The sequence below is a fragment of the Caballeronia arvi genome, from assembly GCF_001544695.2.
GTDB classification, from domain to species: domain Bacteria; phylum Pseudomonadota; class Gammaproteobacteria; order Burkholderiales; family Burkholderiaceae; genus Caballeronia; species Caballeronia arvi.
Genome location: NZ_FCOM02000125.1, coordinates 1 through 8451 on the forward strand (window position 1 = coordinate 1; position 8451 = coordinate 8451).

The window sequence follows — 8451 nt, forward strand, 5'->3', positions numbered from 1 at the left end:
GTGGAATCGGCGTTCGCTTTGCCGTGGAATTCGTGTTCGCTTTGCCGTGGAATTCGCGTTCGTTTTGCCGTGGAATACTCAGCGATACCAAGCATCGGGTCGGTCTTTATGAGCCGGGTCCTGCACCACAGGGGCCATGCAAGGTCGTCGTCATCAAGCGCAATCCAACTTTCGGGTCTTCGACGAACGACATCCGCCCAAATTTGCTGACCGCGTGACATCTGTCGAAACTCCAGTTCGTGCATGCGGGAATGGTACGTCGCCCCAACGACCCTTCGAGATAGCGAGGGACCGAGTTTGTCAGCAAGACGGCGCACACTGCCGCGGTACCGTACGACCCAGCTCGTGGACAGCACAATGCGGACGTCGGGATATGGCGCCAGCTCGCTCGCTATAAGGTCGACGTTTTCGAACAATGCGTGCCCGGGGCAGTTGAAGAGAAACGGCCCAATGCCGCGTCTCCAATAGACTTCGGATGGGTGGACGCAACCATCGAAATCGAGAAAGATGACTCTCCCGCCCCGGTATCGTGGCGGAGGCGCGTCGACGTCAGGGCCGAAGTTTGGCGGACTCTCGTGCATCGGGCTTACCTATGTTGTTACAACCAGGCAACGGAAGCCCTGTATCATCGCCAGTCTTCGCTATGCCGCCACGGGTGGTTTTGGCCCTTGCGACCAAGTCCCAGGTGCTGCCTGCGTGCCTCGGATAGGCAATTACGCTGAACGTTCTACCCGACTTAGCTCGGTTTTCTTTGAGCTCGATTGAGTAGTTGCCGTAGGCCGCATTGCCATCAGAATTGATGATGCGCATCTCTCCGACAGTTTTCCGTCGTTCGGCACATCCGAGCGGCAGAACTCCAAGCGTCACTAAGGGCATGTGAACCTCCACCGTCATCTCGGCCTCGCTGAGTTGCGGTCAGGCACGCGGGCCTGTCACAGTTGTGTGGTCGCGAAGACGCGCAGGACTCGCTCGAGCAAGCGTATGACGTCGTCATGGTCTTCCATCAGGACTCGTGCTCGGCGCAGGCTTTGTGGGCTTCCGTCAATTGGATGCAGGGTTGCAAACAGGAATCCGTTGTCTGCGGCCATATCGACTCGGTAAAGGGGGAATGGCACTCCGCGTTGAAAGCGCGCGACTGTAGCTGTCATCGTTCCGTCCCGGAGCGGTACCTCAATGATTTTCCTTGAACACGAGGCGAGCAGCGAGGCGGCCTTTCCGAGCAGTCCAAGTTGACCTGTCCGGCGGATTCCCGTCGAGTCTTCCACCTTGCAAATGGAAAGAGAACCCGGAAACGCGTCGCTGACGCCGCCTTGAAAGATGTCGACGACGACCAGCGGGACGTCGATATCGTCTTCATCGTCTACGTCACCTTCGGACTCATCTGTCGGTGACAGGTCATCGGCGTACTCATGGATGGGTCTAGTCGCCACGACGGCTCTCCTTCACTTGAGAATTGAGGCGCACCGCACCCACGTAGACTCGCCCCGCGATGCGCCAAAGCTCGTCTTGGCCACAAGGAGGTGGCTCCGGCAGAGCGCTGAATTGGTACCAATCGCAGAGGGCGAGCGCCCTGTCGATGTCCACCAGCGACGCTTGCGCTGCAAGCAAGCAGGCCTCGACGGCTTGCGCGTTGTCGTAGTCGAAGGGGGCCAGCTCGACGCCGATGTTATGGGCCGTCGCACAACAGGAAAAGCGAATGCAGTCATGGGCGTGCATAGCGCTTGCGGCAGGAGGCAGCTCACGCCACCTTGGCAGCAAGAGCGCACGGGCCTGAGTTAAAAAAATCGAGGTCGGACGCGGTCGACCGGCGAGTGGCGTATGAGTCATGGCGTCAGCGAGGCGGTTTGAACTCAACAAGCCGGAGCTTGCCCGTGAGGTTACGAACCTCCTGATTGCAATCAGCCTTCGCCGCGAATGTTTGCTGGGCTGGAGGCGATGCCCACAGGGAAGGTAGCGCGGCCGCTGAAGCGGCGACGTCGTCGTCGTTCGGATAGTGGCGCAGTGCGCTGGCAGCAGCGGTGCGGACTAAGGCCCACATCAGTGGCTGTTCCGACTCGTGAAGAGTCTCGAGGAGGCGTCGCGTGTCGGTGAGGGCCTTAGTTCTTTCGTAAGGCTGGGTCATATCCGGTGCCCTCTAAACAGCGGAGCCGGCAATCGAAGTTCGTTGGCCGTTGAAAGCGTGACGTCTCGGCACCGGAAGTATTCCTCCACGTCTCTGATGTGAGCGAGATATTCCGTCGTGGCATCGGAAATTTCGCGCACGCTGTGTCGCTGGCACCAGCTAAGAAGAACGTACTGTGCGTTGACGGTCCAACCTGGCGGCCCGACGAGCCGATATGCGCGACCGGTCGATGTGTGTGCGAGCAGCGTCTCCACGTCGAAATCGACGAGTTCGGACGATATGCGCGCATCGAGCGTGTCGGTCCTGATACCAAGGAGGTGTCGCTGACCACGCTCTGGCTCAGTCTCGATGACGCACCACGATTCCAAGCAGATTTCCGGCTCGAGCGTGACCGGCAGTGTGGACCAGATGGGCATTGCTGCCTCCGGCGAAAAAGCAATGGCAGCGGTCGGCGTCGCTGATGGACGTCGCACGCCATTAGGCGGGAGGGCGGCGCACGCTATCGTTCTACTTTTCGGCGCCTAGGTGGTGAGATATTTATCTCAAAGAATAGTCGATATTGACAGCGCGTCAAGGACCGGTTTCCGGTCAGGCCATCGCCTTATCAGCCGTCTTGAGGATGTCGGAGAAATCGACGTACCGCTCAAGGGAGTGAGAGCGTACGATAAACAGCAGCTGCAGAAACAGGGCCAGTGATATTGTGCCCGTCATGATGTGGCTCTCAAGAGCCTCCTCGGTGATGGTCGTTCCGAGCCTGGCTAGCTGCTCCGTGAGTGCTGACAGTTCGGTAACGCCACCCTCTTTGAGTTCAACAAGGACGACATCGCGCGCGGCGCCCGGCCAGTCGGCTCGCGCAGGTAAGCTCGAACGCCACAGCTCAGGGACAGTGGCAGACATGAGCGTGAGGATGTGCAACCAAGAACTCAGGCGAAGGCTGCCGCGGTTGATGCGCAGCACTAGACTGCGCTCGGTATCCTCGACGCCATCGCTCGCAAGGAACTGCACGAGCGACGAATAGGTGCACTCTTTGCGCGCCATCGCGACCCGTACGATACGGCAGGCAAGCCGCGCCCACGGAGAATCGGCTTCGCTCACGAAAAATTCCTTTGCGTTTCGACGAAGGACGAACTATTTTGAAGTTGAGATAAATATCTCACGCTCAAATCGACCGGCAAAAGTCGAACAATTCCACAGCCTCCGGCCGCCTCACTCGTACTCGACATTCTAAAGGATTCGGGAACGTCGCCTTGCACTACAGAGGTGGGTTATGGCAAGTCCGAGTGTGCTCTATCTGGCAGTGGAAGGCGTTCTCCTTCCGTCGGCCACGTACCTGACCAGTACAACGGCAAAACGGGGCTTTCCCTGACGCGCACCTGCATCGACTGAGCGGATTGATTGAGTCGCAGGAAAAAATTCAGGTTGTGCTCAACTCGAGCTGGGTAGCCCGGCATGGCTATCGCAGGGTGCTCGACTTCCTACCTCGCGCGCTCAAGTCAAAAGTTGTGGGAGCGACGGCCCCTGGAAATAGGCTACTCGGGCCCGACCTAAAGCGGGAACCCACATCAAGGCGCTGGCTGCTGGAGCGGGATTATTTTAGACGCGACCCTGACGATGTCTTGGTCGTAGAGTGCGACGCCCGCTGCGTTCCTACGCAACTCCATGAGCATGCATTCATCGTTGAAGATGGGCTATGGCGTGCTCAAGATAGCGCTTGGGCCAGCTTGGGTGAGCAACTCAGGGGATTGGTTTAACGAAGAAATGCACCACTGAGAAATGGGTGCAAAAAATCGTTGACGCGACCTCACCCACCGAGGATAATCCGGTGCCAAGGACGCATGAAACAATGGGTCATAGAAGCGGTTAATGTAGTCTATCTAAAATTTTCTGGAATCTCAAGAGAAATTTGAGAGGCGATGTGTCCATCAAAATTTTAGATGCCCTGGGAGCCTTTCCCAGTAAGCGTTTCGCGGGAGGCTTCCTTTTCTAAAAAGAATGGTGTCGAGTAGCAGCGACCGCTTTTCAGAAAGTTTTAGCCGAGGACGACAGGCCTTAGCGCCTCCGACCGCGCTCATCGGCCTCCTTTAGCAAGGGTTTGCCGGCCAACGTCCGTTCGGATAAAGCGCGCTTGCTTGCACCAATCAGTCGGCGCCGAGATTGTTTTACGTAGGTGGATTCGCCGGACAGGCGAGGTCGATGAGAGAAACCAACAGGAGGGAGGTAGAGGCAGGGCTGAGCGTCACAAAAAAGCTCGGCGTACCCCAGAAATGAAAGTGGCCCGCACGGGTGCAACCGTGCAGGCCGAGGCGTACCCCTTTCGAGGCACCCCACGCTTACGCGCGCGTAGGGTCTCATTAAGGGGGCGAAAAGTCAAGCACTTCCGTAAGTGCTTGATGTCGAATGGAGAATGAGACCCATGAACCCCAGCAACCCCAACGCTTCGCGGTTCCGCGGGTCGAAGGGTCAGCGGCGCAAAGCGTCGCTGCCCTCGACCGATAGAACCCTTCCTCAACTTCCTGCTAATCAGCAGCGAGTCAACAGCACGAACGGTCGAATCAAGGCCGCACTGGTTGAGTACATCCGCCACCAATCTCCATCACCGGTCGTCGACATGCGGCAGCAATACGCATTGTTCTTAGAAAGATATTGGCGCAAGGCCCATCCAAAACCCGCCGGCGCCCAAGATGCGAGAGCGCGTCCAGAGAGCAAGGCGTCAGACCAAACGGACTTTTAGCCCGGGCTAGCTGTTCGCATATCCGAGTGCTACGCGCACCTCACGCCGGTCGGTCGATGACCAACTCGGAACGAGCATCGCAGCGGCACACACGGAATGTGAATTTAGACCGCAACGCAACCTGAACAACGACACGCAAGGCTGCTCGGAAGGACTGCTAACCGAGGATGTGCCGCCGTAGTACAGCGCATCCAGTTCCGCATTATCACGCTCGTGAGTGGTGCACGATTCAACGCAGCCTCCCCACGGGAATCGCACCGGGCCAGGTCGTCGCTTGTCTGTTCGCGAGCGTCTTGGATGCTGAGCGCAGCTTCGCTCTATTCATATCACCGAAAAGGAGGACGGAACGACTATGTCTGAGACGAGCTTTTCTGACGTGGAAGACCTAGCGAGTGACAGTAGGCAAGTATTGGTAACTTCGGTTCAAGGCGAGCTATTGAAACACTCGCCGTACGAGCTTGCCAATGCGAGCCCTCTGGCGACAATCGCGCGCTATTTCAACGTTGCAACCGAGCTGCCGGAATTGATTGAGGTGCCGTCGCCAGATTGGGTGATGAAGCGACTGCAGAATCGCTGTGCGCCCAAAGACCAAAGTCTCTGGTTCGCAGGCGAAAACAAGAAGATTGACGCCTTGGCCGCATTTGCTGACGGCTTCACGGTGATGGAAGAACACGTCCAGTTCGCAATTGTTGTGACCGCAGCCGTGGCAGAGCATGCTAGGTTGAAGCGGTCGAATCCGAGATATGAGCGCCTTCTGTACGCGCTCCCCTACGTAATGAACAAGGCACAAGCCTTACCGGCCAGACGGAATTTCGACCTTTTGGATGGACGCAGCTTCGTGTTGCGAGGGGTCAAGCATAGCGGTCGAAGCGCCTTTCTTCGAAGGCTGTGCGCGATGTACGGGCCACCCTTCTCCGTGGAGCCGAATCTGCCAGACGCCCCCCCAACTCTCTGGTACTTCCCAACGTTGACAGTCAAGCTGGGGGAATGCCGCTCTGTCGACGACGTCATTGCATCCATGAGGCACACGTTCATTGCCGAAATCAAGGACCCGACTGAGGCGCAGAAGGGTATGTTCCGGTCGCTGGAGCGGCAACATGCACAACACGCTGCAATTGCCGCGTGCATATTGCTGAACGTCGGGCTTTTCATCCTAGACGGCGCGGATATCGAACACCTCGGCGACGACTTCGAGAGCATTCTTTCATTCGCAATCAAGCTCAAGTCCTATGGAATACCGGTCCTTCTGTCCTGCACGGAGGCATTCCATCGACGCGCCTCGTTGAGTCCGTCGCGCGTAGTAAATGCGCTTAGCGGCCGCGTCTTGACCCTCCGCCCACTCGGTCCCCCGGAAGACCTGCAAGACGACTTGCTGCCTCCGGACGCGAGTCGAAAGGTAGATGGCGAAGACGATGATGATGAAGACCGCCGGGTCATGTTGGGGGAGTGGGTGTCCTTCTGCCTGTTCTTTTGGTTACAGGGCCTCTTCGGTGAGAGGCGTCCGATGCCGAAGGACCTGCCCAGATGGACGTACGGCATTTGCCTTGGCCGCATTGCATGGCTTGCGGCCGGATTCAAGGCACTTCACGAGCGGCTTGTCTTCAATCCTGACATACAGATTGATGAAGAGTTCGTGACTGAAGTCTTCGTGGAGCAACTCGCTCATTGTGAAGACGTTCGCTACGCCCTTCGCATGTCTCAGACCGAGCAGAGGGTCAGTGAGCATGACTTCATTCGGTTCATGGACCACTTTCCTGCGAACGCCGCTGAGAAATTCAAGCTCGTTCAAACCTTGACTGTTGCTCCCAAGACCCGTGCGCGCCGCTGAACTGCCTCTCATCATCCTCCCGGCTTTCCCCGACGGCGAGCTGGTCAACCCGTATCTACGGCGAGTCAGCAGCATGCATGAGAACAGCTCATTGGCTCACCTCTGCCGCAAGCTGCTTGCTAGAAAGACGGGACTTGACTGTATGCCCAGCTCCTTGAGGGCGTTTCATTCATCAATAGGTCATTTGTACTGCAGCGTCGAAACCCTTCTAGGACGTCACACACATTTCGACTACTACTGCCGCGGGCTTCCCCAAAACCGTCTGGGCGAACAGCGCGCGCGACTCTTGGGCAAACTACCAGGACCGGTGAGATTGTGCCGACTGCCCGTCCTGTTCACTCCCTCCGAGGGGGAGTACCTCATCTGCGCGGATTGCCGCCGAGCGGCAGCTGACCGGTACCCATTCGAATATGTGCATCGGAATCATGTTGCGCCGTTTGTCACGGTATGTGCACTTCATGGTGGTCCGCTGGAATCACCAAGTAGGCAGGGGCTGCTCTTCGACCAGCTATGCCGGTCTTCTCCAACGCGGCATCAGTTGCTGTACGCAATCGAGTTTGCAGGGCGCACGGCCGACTGCGTTGACGATGGTCTCTTTGGCGTGAGCTATCAAAAGGACAACGTGGTGAACGCCTTGACTGAAGCGGGTTGGATTGCTGAGTGCGGCCGAATCCATCTCATTCGGCTAATAGAAGAGTTCCAGTTGTTCTTCGCATCGTCGTTCTCGGACGAGCGGCTTTCGATGCTCCTGAGCTCGCACGGAAACGTGGAAAGCGCACTTCGAGCGCTGACGCGACCCGACCGGGCGCTTCACCCCGTATGGTGCATTCTCTTCGCGTGGTTCGCGCAAGAGTGCTCGCACTGGCAACGTACCGCCACAAATCGGACCAGACGACCGACGGCTTTCCCCGAAGACCGCATCATTCGTGAACTGTTGGAGAAGCATGGCTCGCTAACGCGAGTGGCCCGCGAGGTCGGCGTCGACCCTCATCGATTGTCTCTTCGTTGCAGAGTTGCAGCCATCTCGGTTGTTACGCGCGCGCGACGCGTCGACGAGAGTCAACTTCAGACCATGAGAAGCCTCCTCAGGGAGGGAGGCCGGCCCGATGACGTCGCCCAAACGATGCGAGTCTCTGTGTCGACTGTGTACAGGGTCCTGGCAGCGTCACCCGACCTTCAAAGTCCGAGAAGTCGAGCTGTCAACAACCGTGTTGTAGTAGCCAAGCGGCACTGGCTGTCACTATGCCGCCGTGCACCAAATGCCGGCGTGACTAATCTGCGAGCAAAAGCGCCGGCCGCGTATGCGCAGCTAAGAAGAAACGCGCCGTCTTGGCTATCGACCCATAGTCCAAGGGCTCAACGAACCGCAAGACGCTCTGGCGCGAAGGCCCCCGTAGAGCTCACGAGGACACTAAGTTTGGCCGCAGGCTTGGCCGCCACTGATTGCAGTCGAGTCGACCGCCCACCGTTACGGCGTTCTCGATACCGCCTCCAGCAGAAGCTGGGCATCTCCGAGTATGCGCTCGCGTCGACAGAGGTAGCGGCCATGAGCACATCGTCGCTCGAATCACGCGACCAAGCGATTGCAAACAGGGTGGACTGGGCAGGTAGACGATTGGCCGCAGGGCTTGCGTCGCCCCCTTGGCGACTCGGCAAGGTAGCGAACCTGCGGTCCGCGACCGTCGAGAGAGAACTTAACAGGCTGTTGAAAAGCCCCCATCAAACGCACCGGAGTGACGTTTTTTGAAGGAGCCTCATGCGATCTGCCGA

Annotated in this window: 8 protein-coding genes and 1 pseudogene; 3 read left to right on the forward strand and 6 right to left on the reverse strand. The window is 57.9% G+C overall.

The window, feature by feature from the left end; genetic code table 11:
- The 6 genes from AWB74_RS46705 to AWB74_RS42810 all read right to left on the reverse strand — a co-directional run.
- The coding region (locus tag AWB74_RS46705) for an HAD domain-containing protein (protein WP_061152555.1) at positions 1–581 on the reverse strand (581 nt) is incomplete at its 3' end.
- A 351-nt stretch (positions 582–932) separates the two neighbouring features.
- Complete coding sequence (locus AWB74_RS42790; protein ID WP_061152556.1) at positions 933–1430, reverse strand: hypothetical protein; 498 nt, start codon at positions 1428–1430, stop codon at positions 933–935.
- The gene (locus AWB74_RS42795; protein WP_061152557.1) at positions 1420–1716 is read right to left on the reverse strand and encodes a hypothetical protein; all 297 of its coding nucleotides are present in this window, start codon (positions 1714–1716) and stop codon (positions 1420–1422) included. The genes AWB74_RS42790 and AWB74_RS42795 overlap by 11 nt, the downstream gene beginning before the upstream one ends.
- 115 nt (positions 1717–1831) lie before the next feature.
- Positions 1832–2122 carry a BPSL0761 family protein gene (locus AWB74_RS48515; RefSeq protein WP_327363259.1) on the reverse strand — a complete coding sequence of 97 codons (291 nt, stop codon included), beginning with the start codon at positions 2120–2122 and terminating at the stop codon, positions 1832–1834.
- On the reverse strand, positions 2119–2538 hold the full coding sequence (locus AWB74_RS42805) for a hypothetical protein (RefSeq protein WP_061152558.1): 420 nt from the start codon (positions 2536–2538) through the stop codon (positions 2119–2121). Before AWB74_RS42805 ends, AWB74_RS48515 begins: the two co-directional genes overlap by 4 nt.
- A 172-nt stretch (positions 2539–2710) precedes the next feature.
- Entirely contained in the window at positions 2711–3217 is a 507-nt protein-coding gene (locus AWB74_RS42810; RefSeq protein ID WP_143749487.1) for a DUF6471 domain-containing protein, read from the reverse strand.
- Positions 3218–3489: 272 nt separating this feature from the next.
- Here AWB74_RS42810 and AWB74_RS48935 point away from each other — a divergent pair.
- From AWB74_RS48935 to AWB74_RS48940, 3 genes and pseudogenes are all read left to right on the forward strand, one after another.
- Positions 3490–3873, forward strand: a pseudogene (locus tag AWB74_RS48935) (hypothetical protein); the annotation flags it as partial.
- A gap of 1332 nt (positions 3874–5205) precedes the next feature.
- The gene (locus tag AWB74_RS42815) at positions 5206–6681 is read left to right on the forward strand and encodes a hypothetical protein (protein ID WP_061152560.1); all 1476 of its coding nucleotides are present in this window, start codon (positions 5206–5208) and stop codon (positions 6679–6681) included.
- A 142-nt stretch (positions 6682–6823) separates the two neighbouring features.
- Positions 6824–8428: a TnsD family Tn7-like transposition protein gene (locus AWB74_RS48940; RefSeq protein WP_407642550.1), complete on the forward strand. Its 1605-nt coding sequence runs from the start codon at positions 6824–6826 to the stop codon at positions 8426–8428.
- Positions 8429–8451 lie beyond the last annotated feature (23 nt).

Excerpts from the sequence above, each read along its gene's own strand:
- AWB74_RS42805 (WP_061152558.1), bottom strand. The coding sequence starts at position 2,538 with ATGCCCATCTGGTCCACACTGCCGGTCACGCTCGAGCCGGAAATCTGC.
- AWB74_RS42795 (WP_061152557.1), bottom strand. The coding sequence starts at position 1,716 with ATGCACGCCCATGACTGCATTCGCTTTTCCTGTTGTGCGACGGCCCAT.
- AWB74_RS42815 (WP_061152560.1), top strand. The coding sequence starts at position 5,206 with ATGTCTGAGACGAGCTTTTCTGACGTGGAAGACCTAGCGAGTGACAGT.
- AWB74_RS48515 (WP_327363259.1), bottom strand. The coding sequence starts at position 2,122 with ATGACCCAGCCTTACGAAAGAACTAAGGCCCTCACCGACACGCGACGC.
- AWB74_RS48940 (WP_407642550.1), top strand. The coding sequence starts at position 6,824 with ATGCCCAGCTCCTTGAGGGCGTTTCATTCATCAATAGGTCATTTGTAC.